The sequence below is a fragment of the Escherichia sp. MAL-1 genome, from assembly GCF_052948035.1.
Genome location: NZ_CM129609.1, coordinates 714486 through 740148 on the forward strand (window position 1 = coordinate 714486; position 25663 = coordinate 740148).

Below are 25663 nucleotides of genomic sequence, written 5' to 3' on the forward strand. Positions count from 1 at the left end.
GGCAGGATTAAATCCCTGGCTGCAGAATACGGATATTCATCTCCAGCACGTCACCTTTTACGGCTTCGCTATACGCCTTCATGTGCGGGGTTTGCAGATGCGCTTCAAGATGCGCGATGCTTTCCCACTGCTCAATCATCACGATAGAATCCGGTGCCATAGACTGGAAACTCACGCCAGCTGCGCAATCCACCATTGGCGCATAGCCGTGGCAACCTTCTTCTTTCAGTACGGTTGGAACGATTTTAGCAAACTGATCCAATACCGCCTGACGGTGATGTTGACCAGGACGAGTACGGATTTCTGCGATTACGGTAAGCATGGTTAACTCCTTCTAAAGCCTGAGCTCTAGTTAACCAAAAATTTCCACAAGATGCTTGCGATATTCTTCAGTATAGCGGGGAACATCAGGCATTTTTATCACGTCATTAGCGATAAATGTCGGCAGCGGTTCCATACCGAGGAATTGGTTTGCTTTATGGAACGGCAGATACACACCGTCAACGCCAACGCCGTGGAAGAACTGATCTTTTTCGGTGAAGGCTTCCATTGGTGCGTTCCAGGTCAGAGAAAGCATATATTTTTTGCCCTGTACCAGGCCGCCGGAACCGTATTTTTTCGACGGATCTTTGCGGGTACGACCATCGCTGGCATACAGCGTCCCGTGACCTTCGGTGAATACATCATCAATGTATTTTTTCACTGTCCACGGCGCGCCCATCCACCAGCCTGGCATCTGCCAGATCACCACATCAGCCCAGAGAAAGTTTTGTACTTCCGCTTTGACATCGTAGTCGCTGTCGGCGCGAACGATGCGAACATCATGCCCGAGGTCGCGCAGTGTGCCATCCGCGACTTCGGTCAGGGTGTCGTTCAGTTGACCATTGGAGTGGGCGAATTTTTTCGCGCCGTTGATAATCAGGATGTTGCTCATTTTTTAACCTCAAAGTGAGACGTTTGCCGACTATAGTACGTCACAGAGCGGTACGGTGAAATTAGCAAAATGTGCAAAGTCTTTTGCGAATTTAGCAAAAGTCTGATCTAGCTCTGACTCACCGATGCAGGATAAATATTTTCTGAAAATGACAATACTGATAGCCATTCCTCATAATTCTTACTCGCACCGGAATAATTTACACGTTTGGTTCGGTTTTTTTGGGGATTGAAAATATGGCTTTGAATAAGTAAAAGATGAAAGTATCAACGTGTCATGTTGATAATTATAAATGGATTTTTATGAGCGTACTGATATATGTTAAAGCAGAAAATTAAAACAATATTTGAAGCATTGCTATATATAATGCTTACTTATTGGTTAATAGATTCTTTTTTTGCTTTCAATAAGTATGACTGGATGCTTGAGTCGGGAGGAAATATTTGCAGTATACCTTCCGTTTCAGGCGAAGATCGTATATTGCAAGCAATGATTGCAGCATTTTTTCTTCTTACGCCACTTATTATTCTTATCTTAAGAAAACTCTTTATGCGGGAAATGTTCGAGTTTTGGGTATATGTATTCTCGCTCGGTATTTGTCTGGTTTGTGGTTGGTGGCTTTTTTGGGGACGGTTTATATTTTGCTATTAGTAAAATCTATGAGAGTCGTTTTAACGGCTCTCATAGACAGAGAAGTTACCAGCTTACCTTCGCCTCAAATCCACCTTGTTCCGCATTCCCAAATTCAACATTCATGCCATGCAATTTGGCGATTCGCTGGACAATCGATAGCCCAAGCCCGCTGCCGGTAGCGGTTTGTCCGGGTGGGCGATAGAAGCGTTCGCCAATTCGCGCCAGTGCCTCTGGTGTCACACCGGGGCCGTTATCCCTCACGATGAAATTATCAGCATTCAGCGTGACGTCTACCACGCTGCCCTGTGGACTGTAGCGCACGGCGTTATCCAGCAAATTTCGCACCAACAAACTTAGCAATAGCGGTTGCCCGGTGCGTTTGATGCTGTGGGCATTGAGTGTCAGTCGCACGTCAATTTTCGCCTGCTGCGCCGTGTGGTAAATATCCATCACCGACGATTGCAGGAGATCTTCAAGCGGGATCTCCGCGACGTCCTGAAGGTTATCCAGTGAGTCCAGCCGCGATAGCGTGAGCAGTTGATCAACCAGACGAGTAGCGCGATCGATCCCGGAATGTAATTGGAGCAGTGCTTTTTTCCGCGCCTGCGGATCATCGTCAGAGAGCTGCGCAACTTCGGTTTGCACTTTCAGCGCCGTTAACGGGCTACGAAGTTCGTGAGCTGCGTCGGAGGTAAAGCGTCGTTCACGAACCATCATCGCATGTGTGCGGGCGAACAGTTGATTTAGCGACTCAACCAGTGGCCGCACTTCGCTGGGTACGCCAGTCGCGTTTAGTGGTTTTTCCGAGTCAGGGTCACGCATACGTAGTGCCAGCGCCAGTTTGTTCAGCGGCGCGAGTTCACGACCCAGTAGTACCATCATGATGATTAACATAATCGGCAGTGCGACCAGCCACGGGATCAATTGCCCGGCAACAATCGCCAGCGCCATGTCTTCACGGTATTCCCATTCCTGGCCAACAACGATGCGATATTTGCCATCAGGTGAGGTCATCCAGACAAAACGCCAAGGATCGTCTTCACCGACCAGTTGCCCGTCAGCAAAACCTTCCCGTTGATAGCTATAGGGAATATCTTCTCCGTTATCGCCATCATTAAGGACCATTCTGCCGTCGTGGGTAAAGATGGCAAAGGTCAGCGCATCGTCATCAACATGACCGTGTTTTAATCTATTTGGCGTCTGTGCCATGCGATCCGCCGCGTTGATTTCGTTGAGATCGAGCGTACTTAACCGCTTGGCAAACAGCATCAGTTGGGTGTCGAACAATTCATCGACGTTATCCGTTGTTTGTTTCCAGGCGACAAAGCTGGAAAGCAGCCAGGTCACCGAGGCCAGAATTAAAAAGATTAGCGTCAGCCTGACGCGCAGACTAAGACGTTGGGTAAATTTCATTTCTCACCTAATGTGTAGCCAATACCATGCACGGTACGAATAAAATCACTACCGAGTTTGCGTCGCAGATGATGCACATGCACTTCAACGGCATTACTGGTGACCTCTTCGTCCCAGGTATACAGTTTCTCTTCAATCAGTTTGCGCGGCAGTACCCGACCAGCGTTACGCATCAGTAATTCCAGCAGGGCAAATTCTTTTGGTTTCAGTGTTAAGGGTTCGCCAGCCAGCGTGGCGATACGTTTGCCGGGGTCGAGCATGACGTTACCGTGGCGCAGCTCGTTGCTGGCCTGGCCGTTGGTTCGGCGCATCAGAGCTTCCAGCCTGGCGGCGACTTCTATCAACGCAAAAGGTTTACACAGATAATCGTCAGCTCCCAGACGCAGCCCTTCTACACGTTCCGCCAGCGCATCGCGCGCGGTCAGGATCAGTACCGGCTCACGCTGACCTTTTTCTCGCCATTCGCGCAAAATATCGCGACCATCCATGCCTGGTAAGGTTAAATCCAGGATCACCGCATCATAAGGTGCGCTATAAAGCGCCTCTTTTCCCTGACGACCTTGTGTAAACCAGTCGACGCTAAAACCCATTTTACTAAGGCCCGTTTTGATGCCGTCGCCAATCAGCATGTCATCTTCTATCAGTAAAATTCGCATTTTTTCATCCCTGCGATAACCGTATTTGCTGCCAGTAAACCGTGTTGTAACGCGCTCTGTACAGCACTAAATTTTATTTTTTTCCCTTAAGAAGTTGTTAAGGACTATCTTGTTAAATGCTCGGAAACAGACATTAAAGGGAGTAATAAACATGAAAAAATTCGCAGCAGTAATCGCAGTAATGGCCCTGTGCAGCGCACCGGTGATGGCAGCAGAGCAGGGCGGTTTTTCTGGCCCATCGGCAACGCAAAGTCAGGCCGGAGGATTCCAGGGGCCGAACGGCAGCGTAACGACTGTAGAAAGCGCAAAATCCCTGCGTGACGACACCTGGGTAACCCTGCGCGGCAATATCGTTGAACGCATCTCTGACGATCTCTACGTGTTCAAAGATGCCAGCGGTACTATCAATGTTGATATCGACCACAAACGCTGGAACGGCGTGACGGTGACGCCGAAAGATACGGTTGAGATTCAGGGTGAAGTCGATAAAGACTGGAATTCTGTTGAAATTGACGTCAAACAGATCCGCAAAGTAAATCCGTAATTGTTACCGCTCCCGGGACGCGTTCCCGGGAATAATTTCGCAGGGAGGCAAAATGACAAACCTGACACTGGATGTAAACATTATCGATTTCCCATCAATACCTGTGGCGATGTTGCCGCACCGCTGTAGCCCTGAATTGCTCAACTACAGCGTGGCGAAATTTATCATGTGGCGTAAAGAGACGGGGCTTTCTCCTGTTAACCAAAGCCAGACTTTTGGCGTCGCCTGGGACGACCCTGCCACCACCGCACCGGAAGCGTTTCGCTTTGATATCTGCGGCAGCGTTAGCGAACCGATTCCCGATAATCGTTATGGTGTGAGCAATGGTGAACTTACCGGTGGACGTTATGCCGTGGCCCGCCACGTTGGCGAGCTGGACGATATTTCACACACGGTATGGGGCATCATTCGCCACTGGCTGCCTGCAAGCGGCGAGAAAATGCGTAAAGCACCGATTCTGTTTCACTACACCAATCTTGCCGAAGGGGTGACAGAGCAGCGACTGGAAACGGATGTTTATGTGCCGTTGGCGTGATGCCTGACTCCAGCTTCCCTTATAAATTCCTGCTTCAAACTGGCGCTACTAATGCGCCACTTTCTTATATGGTCAATCACTTTCCTTAAAGAATACGTTTTGTGTGGTCACTATCTCCGTACATCTAACTAACCTTTTAGGTGCTTTTTCATTGCTGTAATTAACCTTTTAGGTTATAACTAAAGTAACAGGGAGGCGGGGGTTATGGAAAAACGCACACCACATACACGTTTGAGTCAGGTTAAAAAACTTGTCAATGCCGGGCAAGTTCGTACAACACGTAGTGCACTGTTAAATGCAGATGAGTTAGGTTTGGATTTTGATGGTATGTGTAATGTTATCATTGGATTATCAGAGAGCGACTTTTATAAAAGCATGACCACCTACTCTGATCATACTATCTGGCAGGATGTTTACAGACCCAGGCTTGTTACAGGCCAGGTTTATCTTAAAATTACGGTAATTCATGACGTACTGATCGTCTCGTTTAAGGAGAAGTAATATGAAATGTCCGGTTTGCCACCAGGGAGAAATGGTTTCTGGCATTAAAGATATTCCATACACCTTCCGTGGACGAAAAACAGTATTGAAAGGTATCCACGGTTTATATTGTGTCCATTGCGAAGAGAGCATCATGAATAAAGAAGAGTCAGATGCTTTCATGGCGCAAGTAAAGGCATTTCGGGCTTCGGTGAATGCCGAAACAGTGGCACCTGAATTTATAGTGAAGGTTCGAAAAAAGCTCTCTCTTACCCAAAAAGAGGCAAGCGAAATTTTTGGGGGAGGTGTAAATGCGTTTTCGCGTTACGAAAAAGGCAATGCCCAACCTCATCCTTCCACAATCAAACTTTTACGTGTTCTGGATAAGCATCCAGAACTATTGAATGAAATCCGTTAATTAATGGAAAAGCGGGGGCAACTCGCTTTTTTCTTTACCGGAGTGTGAGCCAAATCACTCGCGATAAGTTTGAGCGAACAATGCCACAGGCGTATTGTTGTTGGGCTTATAATTTCTCCGGTAAGGAATACCATGTATACGCGAAATTTATTATGGCTGGTCAGCCTGGTAAGTGCGGCTCCTCTCTACGCTGCTGACGTTCCCGCCAACACACCGCTCGCCCCGCAACAAGTCTTTCGTTACAACAATCATAGCGACCCAGGTACGCTCGACCCGCAAAAGGTGGAGGAGAATACTGCCGCGCAGATTGTGCTGGATCTGTTTGAAGGTCTGGTATGGATGGACGGTGAAGGCCAGGTGCAGCCCGCTCAGGCTGAACGCTGGGAGATACTGGACGGCGGCAAGCGCTATATTTTCCATCTGCGTAGCGGTTTGCAGTGGTCCGACGGTCAGCCTCTGACGGCAGAGGATTTTGTCCTCGGCTGGCAGCGCGCGGTTGACCCGAAAACGGCAAGCCCTTTTGCTGGCTATCTGGCACAGGCGCACATTAACAATGCCGCAGCTATTGTTGCGGGTAAAGCAGATGTTACATCGCTGGGTGTCAAAGCGACGGATGATCGTACTCTTGAAGTTACGCTTGAGCAGCCGGTTCCTTGGTTCACGACGATGCTCGCCTGGCCGACGCTGTTCCCGGTTCCTCATCATGTCATCGCTAAACATGGCGATAGCTGGAGTAAGCCAGAGAACATGGTTTACAACGGTGCCTTTGTGCTTGATCAGTGGGTAGTTAACGAAAAGATTACTGCACGCAAAAATCCAAAGTACCGCGATGCGCAACATACAGTATTGCAACAGGTTGAGTATCTGGCGCTAGATAATTCGGTCACCGGCTATAACCGCTATCGCGCGGGAGAGGTCGATCTCACCTGGGTTCCGGCGCAGCAAATTCCCGCCATTGAAAAATCACTGCCTGGCGAGCTACGAATTATTCCGCGTCTGAACAGCGAATATTACAACTTCAACCTTGAGAAACCGCCATTTAACGATGTGCGAGTGCGTCGGGCGCTATATCTTACGGTTGATCGACAGCTTATTGCGCAAAAGGTACTGGGGTTGAGAACGCCCGCAACCACGCTGACGCCGCCAGAGGTAAAAGGCTTTAGCGCGACGACGTTCGATGAACTGCAAAAGCCAATGAGTGAGCGCGTCGCGATGGCAAAAGCCTTGCTGAAACAGGCGGGATACGACGCCTCTCATCCGCTACGCTTTGAGCTGTTCTACAACAAGTACGATCTGCATGAAAAGACCGCGATAGCGTTGTCTTCCGAATGGAAAAAATGGCTGGGTGCACAGGTGACGCTGCGCACAATGGAGTGGAAAACCTATCTTGATGCCCGACGAGCCGGTGATTTCATGCTGTCTCGGCAGTCGTGGGATGCGACGTACAATGATGCTTCCAGCTTCCTGAACACGCTCAAAAGCGATAGTGAAGAAAACGTCGGTCACTGGAAAAATGCGCAGTATGACGCCTTACTAAACCAGGCCACGCAGATCACTGATGCGACAAAGCGTAATGCGTTATATCAGCAGGCAGAAGTGATCATCAACCAACAGGCACCGCTGATTCCTATCTACTATCAGCCGTTAATCAAACTGCTTAAACCCTACGTTGGCGGTTTTCCGCTGCATAATCCCCAGGATTATGTCTACAGCAAAGAGTTGTATATCAAGGCACATTGATGCCTTTATCGCCGTCGGAGCACGTCCGGCGGCGCTATTCACGCTGATCTCCTGTGACTCGACGCGGCAGATAATGTAGTATCTCCGGCAATATTGCCCCTTTGAAGGCTGGCGAATAAGTTGAGGAATCAGAATTAATGAGCGATATGGCAGAGCGCCTTGCGCTACATGAATTTACGGAAAACGCCTACTTAAACTACTCCATGTACGTGATCATGGACCGTGCGTTGCCGTTTATTGGTGATGGTCTGAAACCTGTTCAGCGCCGCATTGTGTATGCGATGTCTGAACTGGGCCTGAATGCCAGCGCCAAATTTAAAAAATCGGCCCGTACCGTCGGTGACGTACTGGGTAAATACCATCCGCACGGCGATAGCGCCTGTTATGAAGCGATGGTCCTGATGGCGCAACCGTTCTCTTACCGTTATCCGCTGGTTGATGGTCAGGGGAACTGGGGCGCGCCGGACGATCCGAAATCGTTCGCGGCAATGCGTTACACCGAATCCCGGTTGTCGAAATATTCCGAGCTGCTATTGAGCGAGCTGGGGCAGGGGACGGCTGACTGGGTGCCAAACTTCGACGGCACTTTGCAGGAGCCGAAAATGCTACCTGCCCGTCTGCCAAACATTTTGCTTAACGGCACCACCGGTATTGCCGTCGGCATGGCGACCGATATTCCACCGCATAACCTGCGTGAAGTGGCTCAGGCGGCAATCGCATTAATCGACCAGCCGAAAACCACGCTCGATCAGCTGCTGGATATCGTGCAGGGGCCGGATTATCCGACTGAAGCGGAAATTATCACTTCGCGCGCCGAGATCCGTAAAATCTACGAGAACGGACGTGGTTCAGTGCGTATGCGCGCGGTGTGGAAGAAAGAAGATGGCGCGGTGGTTATCAGCGCATTGCCGCATCAGGTTTCAGGTGCGCGCGTACTGGAGCAAATTGCTGCGCAAATGCGCAACAAAAAGCTGCCGATGGTTGACGATCTGCGCGATGAATCTGACCACGAGAACCCGACCCGCCTGGTGATTGTGCCGCGTTCCAACCGCGTGGATATGGATCAGGTGATGAACCACCTCTTCGCTACCACCGATCTGGAAAAGAGCTATCGTATTAACCTTAATATGATCGGTCTGGATGGTCGTCCGGCGGTGAAAAACCTGCTGGAAATCCTCTCCGAATGGCTGGTGTTCCGCCGCGATACCGTGCGCCGCCGACTGAACTATCGTCTGGAGAAAGTCCTCAAGCGCCTGCATATCCTCGAAGGTTTGCTGGTGGCGTTTCTCAATATCGACGAAGTGATTGAGATCATTCGTAATGAAGATGAACCGAAACCGGCGCTGATGTCGCGGTTTGGCCTTACGGAAACCCAGGCGGAAGCGATCCTCGAACTGAAACTGCGTCATCTTGCCAAACTGGAAGAGATGAAGATTCGCGGTGAGCAGAGTGAACTGGAAAAAGAGCGCGACCAGTTGCAGGGCATTTTGGCTTCCGAGCGTAAAATGAATAACCTGCTGAAGAAAGAACTGCAGGCAGACGCGCAAGCCTACGGTGACGATCGTCGTTCGCCGTTGCAGGAACGCGAAGAAGCGAAAGCGATGAGCGAGCACGACATGCTGCCGTCTGAACCTGTCACCATTGTGCTGTCGCAGATGGGCTGGGTACGCAGCGCTAAAGGCCATGATATCGACGCGCCGGGCCTGAATTATAAAGCGGGTGATAGCTTCAAAGCGGCGGTGAAAGGTAAGAGCAACCAACCGGTAGTGTTTGTTGATTCCACCGGTCGTAGCTATGCCATTGACCCGATTACGCTGCCGTCGGCGCGTGGTCAGGGCGAGCCGCTCACCGGCAAATTAACGTTGCCGCCTGGGGCGACCGTTGACCATATGCTGATGGAAAGCGACGATCAGAAACTGCTGATGGCTTCCGATGCGGGTTACGGTTTCGTCTGCACCTTTAACGATCTGGTGGCGCGTAACCGTGCAGGTAAGGCTTTGATCACCTTACCGGAAAATGCCCATGTTATGCCGCCGGTGGTGATTGAAGATGCTTCCGATATGCTGCTGGCAATCACTCAGGCAGGCCGTATGTTGATGTTCCCGGTAAGTGATCTGCCGCAGCTGTCGAAGGGCAAAGGCAACAAGATTATCAACATTCCATCGGCAGAAGCCGCGCGTGGAGAAGATGGTCTGGCGCAATTGTACGTTCTGCCGCCGCAAAGCACGCTGACCATTCATGTTGGGAAACGCAAAATTAAACTGCGCCCGGAAGAGTTACAGAAAGTCACTGGCGAACGTGGACGCCGCGGTACGTTGATGCGCGGTTTGCAGCGTATCGATCGTGTTGAGATCGACTCTCCTCGCCGTGCCAGCAGCGGTGATAGCGAAGAGTAATATGCCGGGGAGGGCGCTGTTTCCTCCCGCTTGCAAGGAACGCCGGATGAAACGTTAAGTCGTCATCCGGCAGCGTATTCAACCCCCGGAAACGATAAAAATTCCCTTGAAACCGTTGTTTATTCATGCGTTGCGATTAACAATACGCTTTTCCAGAGAGCGGCTTTTAACAATGCCCTAACCTGATTTCAGGTGACGTACAATGCCAGTCTCTCAGACCTTCAGAGGGTGTTATGCTATATATCTTTCGTCTTATTATTACCGTGATTTACAGCATCTTAGTCTGTGTATTCGGCTCCATTTACTGCCTTTTCAGCCCGCGTAACCCGAAACATGTGGCCACCTTTGGGCATATGTTTGGCCGTCTTGCGCCGCTGTTTGGCCTGAAAGTTGAGTGCCGTAAACCTACAGACGCTGAAAGCTACGGCAATGCTATCTATATCGCTAACCACCAGAACAACTATGACATGGTGACAGCATCGAACATCGTGCAACCGCCGACGGTGACGGTAGGTAAAAAGAGCTTGCTGTGGATCCCCTTCTTCGGGCAGTTGTACTGGTTAACCGGCAACTTATTGATCGACAGAAACAATCGCACTAAAGCTCACGGCACCATTGCGGAAGTCGTGAATCATTTCAAAAAACGCCGTATTTCCATCTGGATGTTCCCGGAAGGAACCCGCAGCCGTGGTCGCGGCCTGCTACCGTTCAAGACTGGAGCATTTCACGCGGCAATTGCGGCGGGCGTCCCGATTATTCCCGTGTGCGTCTCTACAACTTCGAATAAGATTAATCTTAATCGACTGCACAACGGTCTGGTGATTGTCGAAATGCTGCCGCCAATTGACGTCAGTCAGTATGGCAAAGATCAGGTTCGTGAGCTGGCTGCCCATTGTCGTTCGATAATGGAACAAAAAATCGCCGAGCTCGATAAAGAAGTCGCAGAACGCGAAGCCGCCGGAAAAGTTTAAGTCGGCAATCTGTATTTTTGCGGGGAACACTTTCCTGCACGGTATTACTTTAGCCAGTTTTACATGGAGCAAATATGTCACTCAGTCGGCGTCAGTTCATTCAGGCATCGGGGATTGCACTTTGTGCAGGCGCTGTTCCCCTGAAGGCCAGCGCAGCCGGGCAACAGCAACCGCTACCCGTTCCGCCGCTACTTGAATCTCGCCGTGGGCAACCGCTGTTTATGACTGTACAACGTGCGCACTGGTCATTTACGCCAGGGACACGCGCGTCGGTCTGGGGAATCAATGGTCGTTACCTGGGGCCGACTATCCGCGTCTGGAAGGGCGACGATGTTAAGCTTATTTACAGCAACCGCCTGACAGAAAATGTCTCAATGACGGTGGCCGGGCTACAGGTACCAGGCCCGCTGATGGGCGGTCCGGCACGGATGATGTCGCCAAACGCTGACTGGGCACCCGTACTGCCCATTCGCCAGAACGCAGCTACTCTGTGGTATCACGCCAATACTCCCAACCGCACGGCTCAGCAGGTCTATAACGGCCTTGCCGGAATGTGGCTGGTGGAAGATGAAGTCAGCAAGTCGCTGCCTATCCCCAACCATTATGGTGTGGATGATTTTCCGGTCATTATCCAGGATAAACGGCTGGATAACTTTGGTACGCCAGAATACAACGAACCGGGAAGCGGCGGCTTTGTTGGTGATACGCTGCTGGTTAACGGTGTACAAAGCCCGTACGTTGAAGTCTCGCGTGGCTGGGTGCGCTTGCGACTGCTGAACGCGTCGAACTCTCGTCGCTATCAACTACAGATGAACGATGGTCGCCCGTTACATGTGATTTCTGGCGATCAGGGATTCCTGCCTGCTCCTGTATCGGTGAAGCAACTTTCGCTGGCACCGGGCGAGCGCCGCGAGATTCTGGTGGATATGAGCAACGGCGATGAAGTGTCGATCACCTGTGGCGAAGCGGCGAGCATTGTTGATCGTATTCGTGGCTTCTTTGAGCCATCCAGTATTCTGGTTTCTACCCTGGTGCTAACGCTGCGCCCAACCGGCCTTCTGCCGCTGGTCACAGACAGTCTTCCGATGCGCTTGCTGCCAACTGAAATCATGGCTGGTTCGCCAATTCGCAGTCGCGATATCAGTCTGGGTGATGACCCGGGTATTAATGGACAGCTGTGGGACGTCAACCGTATTGATGTCACCGCGCAGCAAGGAACGTGGGAACGCTGGACGGTACGCGCGGACGAGCCGCAAGCGTTCCATATTGAAGGCGTAATGTTCCAGATCCGTAACGTGAATGGCGCGATGCCGTTCCCGGAAGACAGAGGCTGGAAAGATACCGTTTGGGTTGACGGACAAGTGGAGCTGCTTGTTTATTTCGGTCAGCCTTCCTGGGCGCACTTCCCGTTCTACTTCAACAGTCAGACGCTGGAAATGGCGGACCGTGGCTCGATTGGGCAACTGTTGGTCAATCCGGTACCGTAATCTTCATACTCGCCCGAGGAGGGCGAGTATGGAATACCTTTCGATTTCTCTTTCGTTCCGGCTTATAATCCCCGGCCTTTGATTATTTTTTTATCATTTCTGGAAGCAAAATGAGCTCTATCTCCCTGATCCAACCGGATCGCGACCTGTTCTCCTGGCCGCAGTACTGGGCCGCCTGTTTTGGACCGGCACCGTTTTTGCCGATGTCTCGTGAAGAGATGGATCAACTTGGCTGGGATAGCTGCGACATCATTTTGGTTACTGGCGACGCGTATGTCGATCACCCAAGCTTCGGGATGGCGATTTGCGGTCGTATGCTGGAAGCGCAGGGCTTTCGCGTCGGGATCATCGCCCAGCCGGACTGGAGCAGCAAAGACGACTTTATGCGTCTGGGTAAACCGAATCTGTTTTTCGGTGTTACTGCTGGCAACATGGATTCGATGATCAACCGTTATACCGCCGATCGCCGTTTACGTCATGACGATGCCTACACGCCGGATAACGTCGCGGGTAAGCGCCCGGATCGCGCCACACTGGTTTATACCCAGCGTTGTAAAGAGGCGTGGAAAGATGTACCGGTGATCCTCGGCGGTATTGAGGCTAGTCTGCGCCGTACCGCGCATTATGATTACTGGTCCGATACCGTGCGCCGTTCCGTGCTGGTGGATTCGAAAGCCGACATGCTGATGTTTGGTAACGGTGAGCGTCCGCTGGTGGAAGTGGCGCATCGTCTGGCGATGGGCGAGCCAATTAGCGAAATCCGCGATGTGCGTAATACTGCGATTATCGTAAAAGAGGCGTTGCTAGGCTGGAGCGGCGTGGATTCTACTCGTCTTGATACTCCTGGGAAAATCGACCCGATACCGCATCCGTATGGCGAAGATTTGCCGTGTGCGGATAACAAACCGGTGATGCCGAAAAAGCAGGAAGCCAAAGCCGTAACCGTGCAGCCGCCGCGCCCGAAACCGTGGGAAAAAACCTACGTGTTGCTGCCTTCTTTCGAGAAAGTGAAGGGCGATAAAGTGCTGTACGCCCATGCTTCGCGTATTCTGCACCACGAAACTAACCCAGGCTGCGCCCGCGCATTGATGCAAAAACATGGCGACCGCTATGTGTGGATCAACCCGCCTGCTATTCCGCTTTCTACCGAAGAGATGGACAGCGTCTTTGCGCTGCCGTACAAGCGCGTGCCGCATCCGGCCTATGGCAATGCCCGTATTCCGGCTTACGAAATGATCCGTTTCTCGGTCAACATTATGCGCGGCTGCTTTGGCGGCTGCTCTTTCTGTTCTATCACCGAGCACGAAGGGCGCATTATTCAGAGCCGTTCGGAAGATTCGATCATTAATGAGATTGAAGCGATCCGCGACACCGTTCCAGGTTTTACGGGCGTGATTTCCGATCTCGGTGGGCCAACTGCCAACATGTATATGTTGCGCTGCAAATCGCCACGCGCAGAGCAAACTTGTCGCCGTTTGTCCTGCGTTTACCCGGATATTTGTCCGCATATGGACACTAACCACGAACCGACGATCAACCTCTATCGCCGCGCTCGCGATCTGAAAGGCATTAAAAAGATCCTGATTGCCTCAGGCGTACGTTATGACATCGCCGTGGAAGATCCACGCTATATCAAAGAGCTGGCGACCCATCACGTCGGCGGTTATCTGAAGATTGCCCCGGAACATACCGAAGAAGGGCCGTTATCGAAGATGATGAAGCCGGGCATGGGCAGCTATGACCGCTTTAAAGAGCTGTTCGATACTTACTCAAAACAGGCAGGTAAAGAGCAGTATCTGATCCCCTATTTCATCTCCGCGCACCCCGGTACGCGTGATGAAGATATGGTGAATCTGGCGCTGTGGCTGAAAAAGCATCGTTTCCGTCTCGACCAGGTACAGAACTTCTACCCATCGCCGCTGGCGAACTCAACCACCATGTATTACACCGGGAAAAACCCGCTGGCGAAGATTGGTTATAAGAGTGAAGACGTCTTCGTACCGAAGGGCGACAAGCAGCGTCGTTTGCATAAAGCGTTGTTGCGTTACCACGATCCGGCAAACTGGCCGTTAATCCGCCAGGCGCTGGAAGCGATGGGTAAAAAGCATCTGATTGGTAGCCGTCGCGATTGCTTAGTGCCTGCGCCAACCATTGAAGAGATGCGTGAAGCTCGTCGCCAGAACCGCAATACCCGTCCGGCGTTGACGAAACATACGCCGATGGCGACCCAGCGTCAGACGCCTGCTACGGCAAAAAAAGCGTCGTCTACGCAATCTCGTCCGGTGAATGCTGGTGCGAAGAAACGGCCTAAAGCGGCGGTTGGACGTTAAAAAATATCCCCGGCAACTGACACGCTACCGGGGATTTTTTTATCATTCTGCGTACATACGCAAGCAGCGCAGGCAATCAAAATAGTCCTGAGCATCAAGACGCGTATTGGCTCTGTTAGCTTCGGATTTGGCAGCATAGATTTGTGGGCGTAGTGCTTTCATATCCTGCTCAAGCCGGGCGATTTTGGCATTTAATGTTTGCACATTGCTCGCCAGCTGATTGACCTTTTGCTCATTGACGCAGCCACTGAGCAAGCAGGTTGCCAGAACAACAGCTCCCACGGTGAAAATCGTTTTCATATAGTGTTCCCTTTTATTTATTGTTCCGGCTAATTGTTATTTAATTCAGCTCATTGCTTTAATCTGGCGGCAGTTTTTGCCTCAATCTGCTTAAGTAGGCTGCCGCTGTTCGGGCGGATAAAATCAGCGATTTCCCACTTGCCTTCGCGCCGCTGTAAAACCAGTTCTTGCTCTTCGTTGTTGCCATTGGTCAGCGTAAAACGAACATGAATGCGGGCGGAATCGGCGGTTTTCTCCAGGACTCGAATTTCATCAACGCGTGAAAATAGCGACTCTTCGCCAAAACAGATCGGATTGTCGTAAATAAATTGCCGTTCTATTTGCATATCTTCATCGGGATTATTGGCCGTCTTGAAGGTGGTTTTATAGAAGGCATTAACCGCCTGGCGGTAAGAGTCGGAAACCACCCACGTCCACGGCCAGCTATAATCAGCAATATGTTCAAAGAGTTCGGCAACAAAGGCTTCCGGCTGTTCTTTTTGCAACGAAGCTAAAGCGGCCAGCGTTTTTTCATTCTCGCTATTAACTGCTTGTAAGACGCTGCCATGATTGCTGACAATATCGTCAATGACCCAACGACCATTTTCCGCCACCATTTTCAGTGTCTGCGTGGTCTTTTCTTTATCATCTTTAAAGATACGAAAGCGCACAACGGCATCGGCATGATCGGCGTCAGTTTGGGTTATCGCAACGCTTTCTAGCACCAGATCGCCAAAATCCTGACAATCACAAACCGGATCATAATCCAGCCAGCCAATATTGCCCGGCAGCGTAAGATTGTCGTTCAGGGTAAGCGCCTGTTGAATACGCGCAGAAGTTATCGCCCGCTCTCCGGTTTCACCAAAATAAGGGGCAGTGGCATCTGATTTATAGTTCTGATAAATATGCCGGACTGTTTGTTCTACGGTCTGTGAGGGGGGCTGTGCGTGTACGGAAAAACTTGCCAGGGCTGCTAAAAACAGAAGTATTATTTTCATCTGTTTTTCACCTCTCCGTTGCGTTTATCCCGGATATAGATGAGTTGTTCTTTTAAGAGCTTCCGGCTCTGCATGATGATGTCCTTATATTTGGCATTCCTGAACAAGGAAGAGTAACAACGGGCGGGACGCGAGGGGAATAAATGATTTCTGAAAAGTCCGGTAGCGGAACATTACCGCCACCGGGAGAATTTGCATGTTAGCCGCCGAACTGGTCAGGATCGGGACCGAGACGCTTGCCCTGATCGAGTTTTGCAATTTCGCCGAGTTCGTCTTTGTCGAGACGGAAATCCCAGACATCAAAGTTTTCGGCAATACGTGAAGGTGTGACCGATTTCGGGATCACCACCAGGCCGCTATCCAGATGCCAGCGGATAACAATCTGCGCCGGGGTTTTGCCGTATTTATCTGCCAGATCGCGAATGACTTTCTGATCGAAAACGCCTTTCCCTCCTTGCGCTAATGGGCTCCAGGATTCGGTCTGGATTTTGTGTGTCGCGTTCCAGGCGTGTAGCTGGCGTTGTTGCATCAGCGGATGAAGTTCGATCTGGTTTATCACAGGCGTCACGCCAGTTTCATCAATCAGGCGTTGCAGGTGATGGATCTGGAAGTTGCACACGCCGATGCTTTTGATTAATCCCTCTTTTTGCAATTCGATCATGCCTTTCCATGCTTCGACATAATGGTCGATAGCGGGAACGGGCCAGTGCATTAAGTAGAGGTCGATATAATCAAGCTGGAGTTTTTTCAGGCTGTCGAGCAGGGCTTCGCGGGGGCGCTTGTGGTCGTCGTTCCACAGCTTAGTGGTGATGAACAGTTCTTCTCTGTTGACTGAGGCATTTTTCAGGGCTTTGCCGACACCTTCTTCGTTCTTGTAGGCCGCGGCGGTATCAATCGAGCGATAACCCACTTCTAACGCTTTTTGAATGGCGGTGATTACTTCCTCATTACTTGCTTGCCAGACGCCCAGTCCCAGCTGGGGCATGACATTGCCATCCTGTAGCTTAATAACGGTTGGATTAGCCATACGTTCCTCCTTTATATGAACTCACCGGAGCAGGCTCCGGTGAGGTGTTGTGAACTTAAGTCTGGACGAAATGCCCGAAAACGAAAGTTTGAGGCGTAAAAAGCTTAGCGGGCGGCTTCGTATATACGGCGGCTGACATCCAACGTAATGTCATGATTTTCGCCCAGTTGGGTCATGCCGTGCTCTTCCAGTTTTTTCAGCAAAGCCGGGATGGAGCTGCCGTCCAGACCGTAGTCGGAGAGGTGGGTCGGCACGCCTAATTGCTCAAAGAAATTGCGGGTTGCGGCAATCGCGGTGTCAATACGCTCATCATCGGAACCTTCAGTGATGTTCCAGACGCGTTCAGCATATTGCAGCAGCTTAGCGCGCTTGGTATCGCGTTTTTCATTCCACAGTGCAGGCAGGACGATAGCCAGTGTTTGCGCGTGATCCAGACCGTGCATCGCAGTCAGTTCGTGGCCCAGCATATGCGTTGCCCAGTCCTGCGGTACGCCAGCGCCAATCAAACCGTTCAGCGCCTGAGTCGCCGCCCACATGACGTTGGCGCGCACATCGTAGTTTTCTGGCTCTTTCAGGGCTTTCGGACCATCTTCGATTAGCGTCAGCAAAATGCCTTCTGCGAAACGGTCCTGAATTTTGGCATCAACCGGTTTGGTAACATACTGTTCCACGGTGTGTACAAAGGCGTCCACTACGCCGTTAGCCACCTGACGCGGCGGCAGGGTGTAGGTATAAACCGGATCGAGCACGGCAAATACCGGCTGAACATGGGCAGAATGGAACGCCTGCTTGTCGCCTGTGGTTTTACGGGAGATCACCGCGCCTGCGTTGGATTCTGAACCGGTTGCTGGCAGCGTCAGCACACAGCCCATCGGGATGGCGCTTTTAATCTCTTTACCGCCCGTTTGCAGAATGTGCCACGGATCGATATTTTCCGGATAGTTAGCCGCTGCGGCGATAAATTTGGTGCCGTCCAGTACAGAACCGCCGCCAACCGCCAGCAGGAAAGTCACTTTCTGTTCGCGAACCAGTTTCACGGCGTTCATCAGCGTTTCATAAGCCGGGTTTGGCTCAATACCGCCAAATTCCAGCACGTCCATGCCTTTCAGGGCATCCAGAACTTGATCGAGAACGCCGGTTTTTTTCACGCTGCCGCCGCCGTAGGTAATCAATACGCGAGCATCGTGAGGAATTTGTTCGCGTAAACCAGCGATTGCGCCTTTACCAAACAGAATGCGGGTTGGGGTGTGCAGATTAAAGTTGTTCATTACTTGCTCCCTTTGCTGGGCCAATATGAGGGCAGAGAACGATCTGCCTGATGTTTTTCATTGTGATCGCCAGCGCCCTGGCTCTCAATGCTCATTTCTGCCAATGTCTTGCCTATTTCTCCAGAGTGCTGGAGAAATGCTACAAAATTGCGCACAATCAAATTGCCGCATTATTCCTAAGAAATTACGCGATATGAAACGTGAAGAGATTTGCCGCTTGCTGGCGGATAAAGTTAATAAACTGAAAAATAAAGAAAATAGTTTGTCAGAACTGTTGCCCGATGTGCGTTTGTTGTATGGCGAGACGCCTTTCGCACGTACACCGGTGATGTACGAGCCTGGCATCATAATTCTCTTTTCCGGGCATAAAATCGGTTATATCAATGAACGCGTGTTTCGTTATGATGCCAATGAATACCTGCTGCTGACGGTGCCGTTGCCGTTTGAGTGCGAAACCTATGCCACGTCAGAGGTGCCGCTGGCAGGGTTGCGTCTCAATGTCGATATTTTGCAGTTACAGGAACTGTTGATGGACATTGGCGAAGATGAGCATTTCCAGCCGTCGATGGCAGCCAGCGGGATTAACTCCGCCACGTTATCAGAAGAGATTTTATGCGCGGCGGAGCGGTTACTCGACGTGATGGAGCGACCACTGGATGCGCGTATTCTCGGCAAACAGATCATCCGCGAAATTCTGTACTACGTGCTGACCGGACCTTGCGGCGGCGCGTTACTGGCGCTGGTCAGTCGCCAGACTCACTTCAGTCTGATTAGCCGCGTGCTGAAACGGATTGAGAATAAATACACCGAAAACCTGAGCGTCGAGCAACTGGCGGCAGAAGCCAACATGAGCGTATCGGCGTTCCACCATAATTTTAAGTCTGTCACCAGTACCTCGCCGTTGCAGTATTTGAAGAATTACCGTCTGCATAAGGCGCGGATGATGATCATCCATGACGGCATGAAGGCCAGCGCAGCAGCGATGCGCGTCGGCTATGAAAGCGCATCGCAATTTAGCCGTGAGTTTAAACGTTACTTCGGTGTGACGCCGGGGGAAGATGCGGCAAGAATGCGGGCGATGCAGGGGAATTAAATACGTTCCCGGTACAGCAACCGGGAACAGGGAAAATCGTCAGGCGTTACAGTATTTTTTTTTAATCACCACAAACAGCGTGCCTAACAAGCCAGCGGTTAACAAGGCAATTGGCAGGATCATCAGGAACGTCATTACCTGATCTTCATGGCGTTTAACGAACGGAATCATACTTAAGGCATAGCCGAAACTGGTTACCACGCTGACCCACAGAAATCCGCTTAACCAGTTGAAAAACTGGAAACGGCGGTTTGGCAGACCGGAAATTCCCGCCATGGTTGGCAGCAGCGTACGGACAAATGCAAGAAAACGTCCAGCCAGCAGCGCCAGCAGACCGTGGCGGTCAAACATGCAGGTGGCGCGCTGGTGATATTTAGCAGGAAGCTGTGCCAGCCAGCCTTTCACCGTTTTGGTATTCCCTAACCAGCGCCCCTGAATATAACTTAGCCAGCAGCCCAGACTTGCTGCGGCGGTCAGAATCGCAATCGTAGGCAGAAAATCCATAACCCCCTGGGCAATCAATGCGCCTGCCAGTATCAACAAGCTGTCGCCTGGCAAAAATGAGGCGGGCAGCAGGCCGTTTTCTAAAAACAGCGTGGCAAACATGACAAAGTAAACAACGCTAACAATATGAGGATCCGCCAGCGCGGCAAAGTCGTGTTGCCAGAGCGCAGCGATGATATCTTGAATAACAGCCATGGACTTTCCTGTGGAACAGCGTTTAAGCCTTTATCTGCCTATTGTACTCCTGATTCGTCCGGGACGCCTTGATCCCGGACGCAACAATTTAAGACTTTTCACAATTAAATGTCTGCAAAATTGTCCAAAAGTGGCAATGTTATACAATTCGCGCAAAACCGGCGTCCAGATCGGCAATCAGATCGTCGACATCTTCCAGACCAATATGCAGGCGAATCAAGGTCCCGCTAAAATCGATCTCGCCTTGTGGGCGAATGGCGGCGATATGTTCTGGTTGATTCGCCAGGATCAACGATTCATACCCGCCCCACGAGTAGGCCATGCTGAATAAACTGAAGTTATCCAGATAGTTCGCCAGCTCTTCATTACTGAGTTTTTTCTTAAGCACAAAGGAAAATAGCCCGCTGCTACCTGTAAAGTCTCGTTTCCAAAATTCGTGGCCTTTACTGCCAGGCAGAGCAGGGTGGTTAACTCGCGCAACTTGCGGATGTTCTGCCAGCCATTCAGCCACTTTCAGACTGCTTTCATGATGTTGACGCAAACGCACACCTAATGTGCGCAGGCCACGGCTGGTTATATAGGCGGTATCGGCATCGACCATCTGGCCCATCAGATAGGCGTTTTCCCGTAGCTGCTCCCAGCAACGGGCATTGCACACGGCAGTGCCAATCATCGCATCTGAATGCCCAACCAGATATTTGGTGGCGGCTTGAATAGAAACATCGATGCCAAAATCCAGCGCCTTAAACAGCACACCGGCTGCCCAGGTGTTGTCGATCATAATGATGGCATCCGGCACCACACTGCGTACGGCGGCAACAATCGCCGGAACGTCGTGGACTTCCATGGTGATGGAGCCTGGCGATTCCAGAAACACGATTTTAGTGTTTGGCTGCAGATGCTTAACGATATCGGCACCAATCAGCGGATCAAACCACGATGTCGTTACGCCCAGTTTGCTGAGGATTTTGCTACAGAAATCCTGACTCGGTTCATAGGCGGTGTTGGTCATCAACACATGATCGCCCTGTTCGACAAAAGCAAGAATCGAATTAGCAACCGCTGCCGCCCCGCAGGGAAATAGCGCGCAGCCTGCGCCACCTTCCAGTTCACACATCGCTTGTTGTAAGGAAAAATGGGTTAACGTTCCGCGCCGTCCATAGAACAACTCGCCATTGGCGCGATTGCGCGTCGCGTGCTTTTTGGCTTCCATACTCTCAAATACCAGCGAAGAAGCGCGCTGAATCACGCTATTTACCGCGCCAAGAGTGTATTTTTTGCTGCGTCCTGCATTCACCAGTTGAGTATCAAGCTTTTTGTCCGCCATGTCGGGATTCCTGTTTTTATACGTCTGGATGTCTAAACTAGCATGAATATTCGCGGGCGCATCCTGAAGAATTGGCATAAAGCAGAAAATTTTCGCAAATGGCGTGCTGGTGACTTTTTTACTGCGTAAACGCAAGGAAAAGAAAGCAAAGGTACGGCAGTATGCAAATAGTAATGAGAACGACTATCAATTCGACGTCGTTTTGATATTATTATGCGCAGATTTTGTGACTTGCGTCCTGGAGATACACAGTGGGTAATAATTTAATGCAGACGGACCTTTCCGTCTGGGGTATGTATCAGCACGCCGATATTGTCGTTAAGTGCGTGATGATTGGGCTTATTTTGGCCTCCGTAGTCACCTGGGCAATCTTCTTCAGTAAGAGCGTAGAGTTCTTCAATCAGAAGCGTCGCCTTAAGCGCGAGCAGCAACTGCTGGCTGAAGCGCGTTCCTTAAACCAGGCCAACGATATCGCCGCTGATTTTGGTAGCAAAAGCTTAAGCCTGCATTTGCTCAATGAAGCGCAGAATGAGCTGGAACTGTCAGAAGGCAGCGACGATAACGAAGGTATTAAAGAACGTACCAGCTTCCGTCTGGAGCGTCGGGTCGCCGCAGTGGGTCGTCAAATGGGCCGCGGTAACGGCTATCTGGCAACCATCGGCGCGATTTCTCCGTTCGTTGGTCTGTTTGGTACGGTCTGGGGCATCATGAACAGCTTTATTGGTATCGCGCAAACGCAGACCACTAACCTGGCAGTCGTTGCGCCGGGTATCGCAGAAGCTCTGTTAGCAACGGCAATCGGCCTCGTGGCAGCGATTCCTGCGGTCGTTATCTATAACGTATTTGCACGCCAGATTGGCGGCTTTAAAGCGATGCTGGGTGATGTTGCAGCGCAGGTATTGTTGCTGCAAAGCCGTGACCTGGATCTGGAAGCCAGCGCCGCTGCGCATCCGGTTCGTGTCGCACAAAAATTACGCGCAGGATAATATCCGATGGCAATGCATCTTAACGAAAACCTCGACGATAACGGCGAAATGCATGACATCAACGTGACGCCGTTTATCGACGTGATGTTGGTTCTGCTGATTATCTTTATGGTGGCGGCACCGTTAGCGACGGTAGATGTGAAGGTGAATTTGCCTGCTTCTACCAGCACGCCGCAGCCGCGCCCGGAAAAACCGGTTTATTTGTCGGTGAAGGCAGACAACTCGATGTTTATCGGTAACGATCCGGTCACCGATGAAACAATGATTACGGCGTTGAATGCGTTAACCGAAGGCAAGAAAGACACCACCATCTTCTTCCGAGCGGACAAAACCGTCGATTACGAGACGTTGATGAAGGTAATGGATACGCTGCATCAGGCGGGTTACCTGAAGATAGGTCTGGTCGGCGAAGAAACCGCCAAAGCGAAGTAAAGTAGAATTGCCTGATGCGCTACGCTCATCAGGCCTACAAAATCTATTGCAACATGTTGAATCTTCGTGCGTTTGTAGGCCGGATAAGGCGTTCACGACGCATCCGGCATTAGGTGCTCAATGCCTGATGCGCTACGCTTATCAGGCCTACAAAATCTATTGCAACATGTTGAATCTTCATGCGTTTGTAGGCGGATAAGGCGTTTTCGCCACATCAGGTAAGAGTGAATTCACAATGATGCCCGGTTGCTTTTCACAACCGGGCATTTTTTTAACCTAAATGCTCGCCGCCGCACACGCCGTGCACTTCTGCGGTGACGTAGCTCGACTCCTGACTTGCCAGATAAACATATACAGGGGCCAGTTCCGCCGGTTGCCCCGCACGTTTCATCGGCGTTTGCTGACCAAACTGCGGGATCTTATCCTGCGTTTGTCCGCCGGAAATTTGCAGTGCTGTCCAGATCGGGCCTGGCGCGACAATATTCACCCGAATACCTTTCTCCGCGACCTGTTTTGCCAGGCCACGGCTGTAGTTCAGAATCGCCGCCTTCGTAGCCGCATAGTCCAGTAAATGCGGACTTGGCTGGTATGCCTGGATTGACGAAGTGGTGATGATACTTGCACCTTTCGGTAGCAGGGGGATCGCTTCCTGGGTTAGCCAGAACAGCGCGAAAACGTTAATGGCAAAGGTCTTTTGAAACTGTTCGCTGGTGAGGTCTGCAATATCCGGAATGGCAACCTGTTTCCCGGCGACCAGCGCCATAATATCCAGCCCGCCTAACGCCTTGTGCGCTTCGTGAACCAGCGAACGGGCAAATTTCTCATCGCTTAAATCGCCTGGCAGCAGAACGGCTTTGCGTCCGCATTCTTCAATGATCTTTTTCACATCCTGAGCGTCTTCTTCTTCCACGGGAAGATAACTGATCGCCACGTCAGCCCCTTCACGCGCGTAAGCGATGGCGGCAGCGCGACCTATTCCGGAATCGCCCCCTGTCACCAGTGCTTTACGATCTTTCAGGCGACCGCTACCAACATAGGTTTTCTCGCCGCAATCCGGTACCGGTGTCATCTTCGCCTGGATGCCTGGCGTCGGTTGTTTCTGTTTGGGATATTCACCAGTGTAATACTGCGTGGTCGGGTCTTTTAAATGAGACATCGTTTTTCTCCCTTCAGGTTCAACGTCCTTTAAGGGTAGACGTTCTCGATGCGTTGATAAGGGAACCAGGAAGATCCCTAAACCTCAGAATTATGCGACAAAGGTTTAACGTATATGTTGATTTGCTGTTGCGTGCTGTTTACTCAATTGCGATATACTGTTGCCCGTTTTAACTACACGACAGGAATGTATGGAACGTTTTCTTGAAAATGCAATGTATGCTTCTCGCTGGCTGCTTGCCCCCGTGTACTTTGGCCTTTCGCTGGCGTTAGTTGCCCTGGCGCTGAAGTTCTTCCAGGAGATTATTCACGTACTGCCGAATATCTTCTCGATGGCGGAATCAGATTTGATCCTCGTGTTGCTGTCGCTGGTGGATATGACGCTGGTTGGCGGTTTGCTGGTGATGGTGATGTTTTCCGGTTATGAGAATTTCGTCTCACAACTGGATATCTCCGAGAACAAAGAGAAGCTGAACTGGCTGGGGAAAATGGACGCAACGTCGCTGAAAAACAAAGTAGCAGCGTCGATTGTGGCAATTTCTTCCATTCACTTACTGCGCGTCTTTATGGATGCGAAAAATGTTCCTGATAACAAACTGATGTGGTACGTCATTATCCATCTGACGTTTGTGCTCTCTGCATTTGTGATGGGCTATCTTGACCGACTAACTCGTCATAATCACTGATCTGATTCGGGCGCGGTTCTCGCGCCCGTTATTAACAGGTCATTTATCGGAAGACGCCTGCCACAGATTCAGCTCGCCATCGGCGATATGCTGATCAATCTGCGCCAGCTCCTCGGTGCTAAATGTCAGATTATTCAGCGCCTGCACGTTCTCCTCAAGTTGCTCTGCACGGCTGGCACCAATCAATACCGACGTCACGCGATCATCTTTCAGCAACCAGCTTAACGCCATTTGCGCCATTGATTGTCCACGCTGCTGTGCCATTTCATTCAATAAGCGCAGGCTGTTGAGGTTGGCTTCGGTGAGCATTTTCGGCGTCAGGCCACGAACTTTATTCCCTTCACGATGCATCCGTGAATCTTCAGGAATGCCGTTGAGATATTTTCCGGTCAGCAATCCCTGAGCCAGAGGAGTAAAGGCAATACAGCCCACGCCGTTATTTTGCAGGGTATCCAGCAGGCCGCTTTTATCCACCCAGCGGTTCAGTAAATTGTACGAAGGTTGATGAATTAAAAGCGGAATTTTCCACTCGTGCAGCAACTCGACCATTTTTTGCGTCCGCTCTGGCGAGTAAGAGGAGATCCCGACATACAGCGCCTTACCGCTTTGTACCGCATGAGCCAGCGCAGAGGCGGTTTCTTCCATCGGCGTATTTTCATCGACGCGATGAGAGTAAAAGATATCGACATACTCAAGCCCCATACGCTTCAGGCTTTGGTCGAGGCTGGCGAGCAGGTATTTACGTGAACCGCCAGAGCCGTAAGGGCCGGGCCACATATCGTAGCCAGCCTTGGTAGAGATAATCAGTTCATCGCGATAAGCGGCAAAATCCTCCCGCAGCAGGCGACCAAAGTTCTCTTCTGCGCTTCCTGGAGGCGGCCCGTAATTGTTGGCTAAATCAAAGTGCGTAATGCCCAAATCAAACGCTTTACGCAGGATCGCACGCTGTGATTCCAGCGCGTTAACGTGACCGAAATTGTGCCATAAACCGAGCGATAACGCGGGCAGGCGTAAACCGCTTTTTCCGCAATAGCGGTATTGCATCTGCCCGTAACGTTCGGGATTCGCTAACCAGACCATGACCTCTCCTTTCCACCGTTCAATTTCGAAACAATGTTTCTAGTTTAGCGATTCGCCAGCGCGTATCCCGTAGTCTGGCTCACAGAGTGACGAAAA

At 51.0% G+C, this 25663-nt stretch carries 26 protein-coding genes; 14 read left to right on the forward strand and 12 right to left on the reverse strand.

What is annotated here, in order from left to right:
• Positions 1-7 precede the first annotated feature (7 nt).
• A complete protein-coding gene (locus tag ACU8XX_RS03515; RefSeq protein ID WP_000958598.1) occupies positions 8-322 on the reverse strand; it encodes a putative quinol monooxygenase in 315 nt (104 codons plus the stop codon).
• Positions 323-352: 30 nt separating this feature from the next.
• A complete protein-coding gene (gene mdaB, locus ACU8XX_RS03520; protein ID WP_000065430.1) occupies positions 353-934 on the reverse strand; it encodes an NADPH:quinone oxidoreductase MdaB in 582 nt (193 codons plus the stop codon).
• A 318-nt stretch (positions 935-1252) separates the two neighbouring features.
• On the opposite strand from mdaB, the gene ACU8XX_RS03525 reads away from it, so the two are divergent.
• The gene (locus ACU8XX_RS03525; protein WP_000917684.1) at positions 1253-1585 is read left to right on the forward strand and encodes a DUF2645 family protein; all 333 of its coding nucleotides are present in this window, start codon (positions 1253-1255) and stop codon (positions 1583-1585) included.
• A 45-nt stretch (positions 1586-1630) separates the two neighbouring features.
• Here ACU8XX_RS03525 and qseC read toward each other — a convergent pair whose 3' ends face one another.
• Together qseC and qseB are read right to left on the reverse strand one after the other, a co-directional pair.
• Positions 1631-2980, reverse strand: coding sequence for a quorum sensing histidine kinase QseC (gene qseC, locus ACU8XX_RS03530; protein ID WP_000673402.1), 1350 nt, complete (start codon positions 2978-2980; stop codon positions 1631-1633).
• Positions 2977-3636, reverse strand: a complete 660-nt coding sequence (gene qseB, locus ACU8XX_RS03535) for a quorum sensing response regulator transcription factor QseB (protein ID WP_001221493.1) — start codon at positions 3634-3636, stop codon at positions 2977-2979. Before qseB ends, qseC begins: the two co-directional genes overlap by 4 nt.
• A gap of 151 nt (positions 3637-3787) precedes the next feature.
• Here qseB and ygiW point away from each other — a divergent pair, with 151 nt between their 5' ends.
• The 9 genes from ygiW to ACU8XX_RS03580 all read left to right on the forward strand — a co-directional run bounded on the left by ygiW (position 3788) and on the right by ACU8XX_RS03580 (position 14537).
• Positions 3788-4180: an OB fold stress tolerance protein YgiW gene (gene ygiW / locus ACU8XX_RS03540; protein ID WP_000712658.1), complete on the forward strand. Its 393-nt coding sequence runs from the start codon at positions 3788-3790 to the stop codon at positions 4178-4180.
• A 52-nt stretch (positions 4181-4232) separates the two neighbouring features.
• Positions 4233-4715, forward strand: a complete 483-nt coding sequence (locus tag ACU8XX_RS03545) for an AraC family transcriptional regulator (protein WP_000183505.1) — start codon at positions 4233-4235, stop codon at positions 4713-4715.
• Between the two features lie 204 nt (positions 4716-4919).
• Entirely contained in the window at positions 4920-5216 is a 297-nt protein-coding gene (gene mqsR / locus ACU8XX_RS03550) for a type II toxin-antitoxin system toxin MqsR (protein ID WP_000415584.1), read from the forward strand.
• Between the two features lies 1 nt (position 5217).
• A complete protein-coding gene (mqsA, locus tag ACU8XX_RS03555; RefSeq protein WP_000650107.1) occupies positions 5218-5613 on the forward strand; it encodes a type II toxin-antitoxin system antitoxin MqsA in 396 nt (131 codons plus the stop codon).
• 132 nt (positions 5614-5745) lie between these two features.
• On the forward strand, positions 5746-7353 hold the full coding sequence (locus ACU8XX_RS03560; protein WP_001295629.1) for an ABC transporter substrate-binding protein: 1608 nt from the start codon (positions 5746-5748) through the stop codon (positions 7351-7353).
• A 137-nt stretch (positions 7354-7490) separates the two neighbouring features.
• Complete coding sequence (parC, locus tag ACU8XX_RS03565) at positions 7491-9749, forward strand: DNA topoisomerase IV subunit A (RefSeq protein ID WP_001281881.1); 2259 nt, start codon at positions 7491-7493, stop codon at positions 9747-9749.
• A gap of 233 nt (positions 9750-9982) precedes the next feature.
• The gene (plsC, locus tag ACU8XX_RS03570) at positions 9983-10720 is read left to right on the forward strand and encodes a 1-acylglycerol-3-phosphate O-acyltransferase (protein ID WP_000965722.1); all 738 of its coding nucleotides are present in this window, start codon (positions 9983-9985) and stop codon (positions 10718-10720) included.
• Between the two features lie 74 nt (positions 10721-10794).
• Positions 10795-12207, forward strand: coding sequence for a cell division protein FtsP (gene ftsP / locus ACU8XX_RS03575; protein ID WP_000059388.1), 1413 nt, complete (start codon positions 10795-10797; stop codon positions 12205-12207).
• Positions 12208-12317: 110 nt separating this feature from the next.
• Positions 12318-14537, forward strand: coding sequence for a YgiQ family radical SAM protein (locus ACU8XX_RS03580; RefSeq protein WP_000095154.1), 2220 nt, complete (start codon positions 12318-12320; stop codon positions 14535-14537).
• A gap of 42 nt (positions 14538-14579) precedes the next feature.
• Here ACU8XX_RS03580 and yqhH read toward each other — a convergent pair whose 3' ends face one another.
• The 4 genes from yqhH to yqhD form a co-directional block, all read right to left on the reverse strand.
• Positions 14580-14837, reverse strand: coding sequence for a lipoprotein YqhH (gene yqhH / locus ACU8XX_RS03585; RefSeq protein WP_000848528.1), 258 nt, complete (start codon positions 14835-14837; stop codon positions 14580-14582).
• Positions 14838-14887: 50 nt separating this feature from the next.
• On the reverse strand, positions 14888-15814 hold the full coding sequence (locus tag ACU8XX_RS03590) for a YbjP/YqhG family protein (RefSeq protein WP_112034089.1): 927 nt from the start codon (positions 15812-15814) through the stop codon (positions 14888-14890).
• Positions 15815-16013: 199 nt separating this feature from the next.
• A complete protein-coding gene (gene dkgA / locus ACU8XX_RS03595; protein ID WP_000013149.1) occupies positions 16014-16841 on the reverse strand; it encodes a 2,5-didehydrogluconate reductase DkgA in 828 nt (275 codons plus the stop codon).
• A gap of 104 nt (positions 16842-16945) precedes the next feature.
• Positions 16946-18109: an alcohol dehydrogenase gene (gene yqhD / locus ACU8XX_RS03600; RefSeq protein WP_016241632.1), complete on the reverse strand. Its 1164-nt coding sequence runs from the start codon at positions 18107-18109 to the stop codon at positions 16946-16948.
• A gap of 193 nt (positions 18110-18302) precedes the next feature.
• Here yqhD and yqhC point away from each other — a divergent pair, with 193 nt between their 5' ends.
• Positions 18303-19202 carry a DNA-binding transcriptional regulator YqhC gene (gene yqhC / locus ACU8XX_RS03605; RefSeq protein WP_001298382.1) on the forward strand — a complete coding sequence of 300 codons (900 nt, stop codon included), beginning with the start codon at positions 18303-18305 and terminating at the stop codon, positions 19200-19202.
• Between the two features lie 39 nt (positions 19203-19241).
• Here the strand turns inward: yqhC and yghB are convergent, their stop codons facing one another.
• Positions 19242-19901, reverse strand: a complete 660-nt coding sequence (gene yghB / locus ACU8XX_RS03610; protein ID WP_240765365.1) for a DedA family general envelope maintenance protein YghB — start codon at positions 19899-19901, stop codon at positions 19242-19244.
• A gap of 139 nt (positions 19902-20040) precedes the next feature.
• Positions 20041-21228, reverse strand: coding sequence for a cystathionine beta-lyase (gene metC, locus ACU8XX_RS03615; protein ID WP_001320425.1), 1188 nt, complete (start codon positions 21226-21228; stop codon positions 20041-20043).
• Positions 21229-21479: 251 nt separating this feature from the next.
• Between metC and exbB the strand changes: the two genes are divergently transcribed.
• Positions 21480-22214, forward strand: a complete 735-nt coding sequence (exbB, locus tag ACU8XX_RS03620) for a tol-pal system-associated acyl-CoA thioesterase (RefSeq protein ID WP_000527844.1) — start codon at positions 21480-21482, stop codon at positions 22212-22214.
• 6 nt (positions 22215-22220) lie between these two features.
• Entirely contained in the window at positions 22221-22646 is a 426-nt protein-coding gene (gene exbD, locus ACU8XX_RS03625; protein ID WP_001240712.1) for a TonB system transport protein ExbD, read from the forward strand.
• 271 nt (positions 22647-22917) lie between these two features.
• Here the strand turns inward: exbD and yghA are convergent, their stop codons facing one another.
• Positions 22918-23802 (reverse strand): NADP(+)-dependent aldehyde reductase, encoded by an 885-nt coding sequence (gene yghA / locus ACU8XX_RS03630; protein WP_000018760.1) that lies wholly within the window; start codon positions 23800-23802, stop codon positions 22918-22920.
• A 190-nt stretch (positions 23803-23992) separates the two neighbouring features.
• Here yghA and ACU8XX_RS03635 point away from each other — a divergent pair, with 190 nt between their 5' ends.
• A complete protein-coding gene (locus ACU8XX_RS03635) occupies positions 23993-24487 on the forward strand; it encodes a TIGR00645 family protein (RefSeq protein ID WP_000439331.1) in 495 nt (164 codons plus the stop codon).
• Positions 24488-24526: 39 nt separating this feature from the next.
• Here the strand turns inward: ACU8XX_RS03635 and gpr are convergent, their stop codons facing one another.
• Entirely contained in the window at positions 24527-25567 is a 1041-nt protein-coding gene (gene gpr / locus ACU8XX_RS03640) for an L-glyceraldehyde 3-phosphate reductase (RefSeq protein WP_000262144.1), read from the reverse strand.
• Positions 25568-25663 lie beyond the last annotated feature (96 nt).

Excerpts from the sequence above, each read along its gene's own strand:
- metC (WP_001320425.1), bottom strand. The coding sequence starts at position 21,228 with ATGGCGGACAAAAAGCTTGATACTCAACTGGTGAATGCAGGACGCAGC.
- ACU8XX_RS03560 (WP_001295629.1), top strand. The coding sequence starts at position 5,746 with ATGTATACGCGAAATTTATTATGGCTGGTCAGCCTGGTAAGTGCGGCT.
- ACU8XX_RS03580 (WP_000095154.1), top strand. The coding sequence starts at position 12,318 with ATGAGCTCTATCTCCCTGATCCAACCGGATCGCGACCTGTTCTCCTGG.
- yghB (WP_240765365.1), bottom strand. The coding sequence starts at position 19,901 with ATGGCTGTTATTCAAGATATCATCGCTGCGCTCTGGCAACACGACTTT.
- ygiW (WP_000712658.1), top strand. The coding sequence starts at position 3,788 with ATGAAAAAATTCGCAGCAGTAATCGCAGTAATGGCCCTGTGCAGCGCA.
- yqhH (WP_000848528.1), bottom strand. The coding sequence starts at position 14,837 with ATGAAAACGATTTTCACCGTGGGAGCTGTTGTTCTGGCAACCTGCTTG.
- ftsP (WP_000059388.1), top strand. The coding sequence starts at position 10,795 with ATGTCACTCAGTCGGCGTCAGTTCATTCAGGCATCGGGGATTGCACTT.
- plsC (WP_000965722.1), top strand. The coding sequence starts at position 9,983 with ATGCTATATATCTTTCGTCTTATTATTACCGTGATTTACAGCATCTTA.
- ACU8XX_RS03590 (WP_112034089.1), bottom strand. The coding sequence starts at position 15,814 with ATGAAAATAATACTTCTGTTTTTAGCAGCCCTGGCAAGTTTTTCCGTA.
- dkgA (WP_000013149.1), bottom strand. The coding sequence starts at position 16,841 with ATGGCTAATCCAACCGTTATTAAGCTACAGGATGGCAATGTCATGCCC.
- mqsR (WP_000415584.1), top strand. The coding sequence starts at position 4,920 with ATGGAAAAACGCACACCACATACACGTTTGAGTCAGGTTAAAAAACTT.
- ACU8XX_RS03525 (WP_000917684.1), top strand. The coding sequence starts at position 1,253 with ATGTTAAAGCAGAAAATTAAAACAATATTTGAAGCATTGCTATATATA.
- mqsA (WP_000650107.1), top strand. The coding sequence starts at position 5,218 with ATGAAATGTCCGGTTTGCCACCAGGGAGAAATGGTTTCTGGCATTAAA.
- qseC (WP_000673402.1), bottom strand. The coding sequence starts at position 2,980 with ATGAAATTTACCCAACGTCTTAGTCTGCGCGTCAGGCTGACGCTAATC.
- gpr (WP_000262144.1), bottom strand. The coding sequence starts at position 25,567 with ATGGTCTGGTTAGCGAATCCCGAACGTTACGGGCAGATGCAATACCGC.
- ACU8XX_RS03635 (WP_000439331.1), top strand. The coding sequence starts at position 23,993 with ATGGAACGTTTTCTTGAAAATGCAATGTATGCTTCTCGCTGGCTGCTT.
- qseB (WP_001221493.1), bottom strand. The coding sequence starts at position 3,636 with ATGCGAATTTTACTGATAGAAGATGACATGCTGATTGGCGACGGCATC.
- ACU8XX_RS03545 (WP_000183505.1), top strand. The coding sequence starts at position 4,233 with ATGACAAACCTGACACTGGATGTAAACATTATCGATTTCCCATCAATA.
- parC (WP_001281881.1), top strand. The coding sequence starts at position 7,491 with ATGAGCGATATGGCAGAGCGCCTTGCGCTACATGAATTTACGGAAAAC.
- mdaB (WP_000065430.1), bottom strand. The coding sequence starts at position 934 with ATGAGCAACATCCTGATTATCAACGGCGCGAAAAAATTCGCCCACTCC.
- exbD (WP_001240712.1), top strand. The coding sequence starts at position 22,221 with ATGGCAATGCATCTTAACGAAAACCTCGACGATAACGGCGAAATGCAT.
- yqhC (WP_001298382.1), top strand. The coding sequence starts at position 18,303 with ATGAAACGTGAAGAGATTTGCCGCTTGCTGGCGGATAAAGTTAATAAA.
- ACU8XX_RS03515 (WP_000958598.1), bottom strand. The coding sequence starts at position 322 with ATGCTTACCGTAATCGCAGAAATCCGTACTCGTCCTGGTCAACATCAC.
- yghA (WP_000018760.1), bottom strand. The coding sequence starts at position 23,802 with ATGTCTCATTTAAAAGACCCGACCACGCAGTATTACACTGGTGAATAT.
- yqhD (WP_016241632.1), bottom strand. The coding sequence starts at position 18,109 with ATGAACAACTTTAATCTGCACACCCCAACCCGCATTCTGTTTGGTAAA.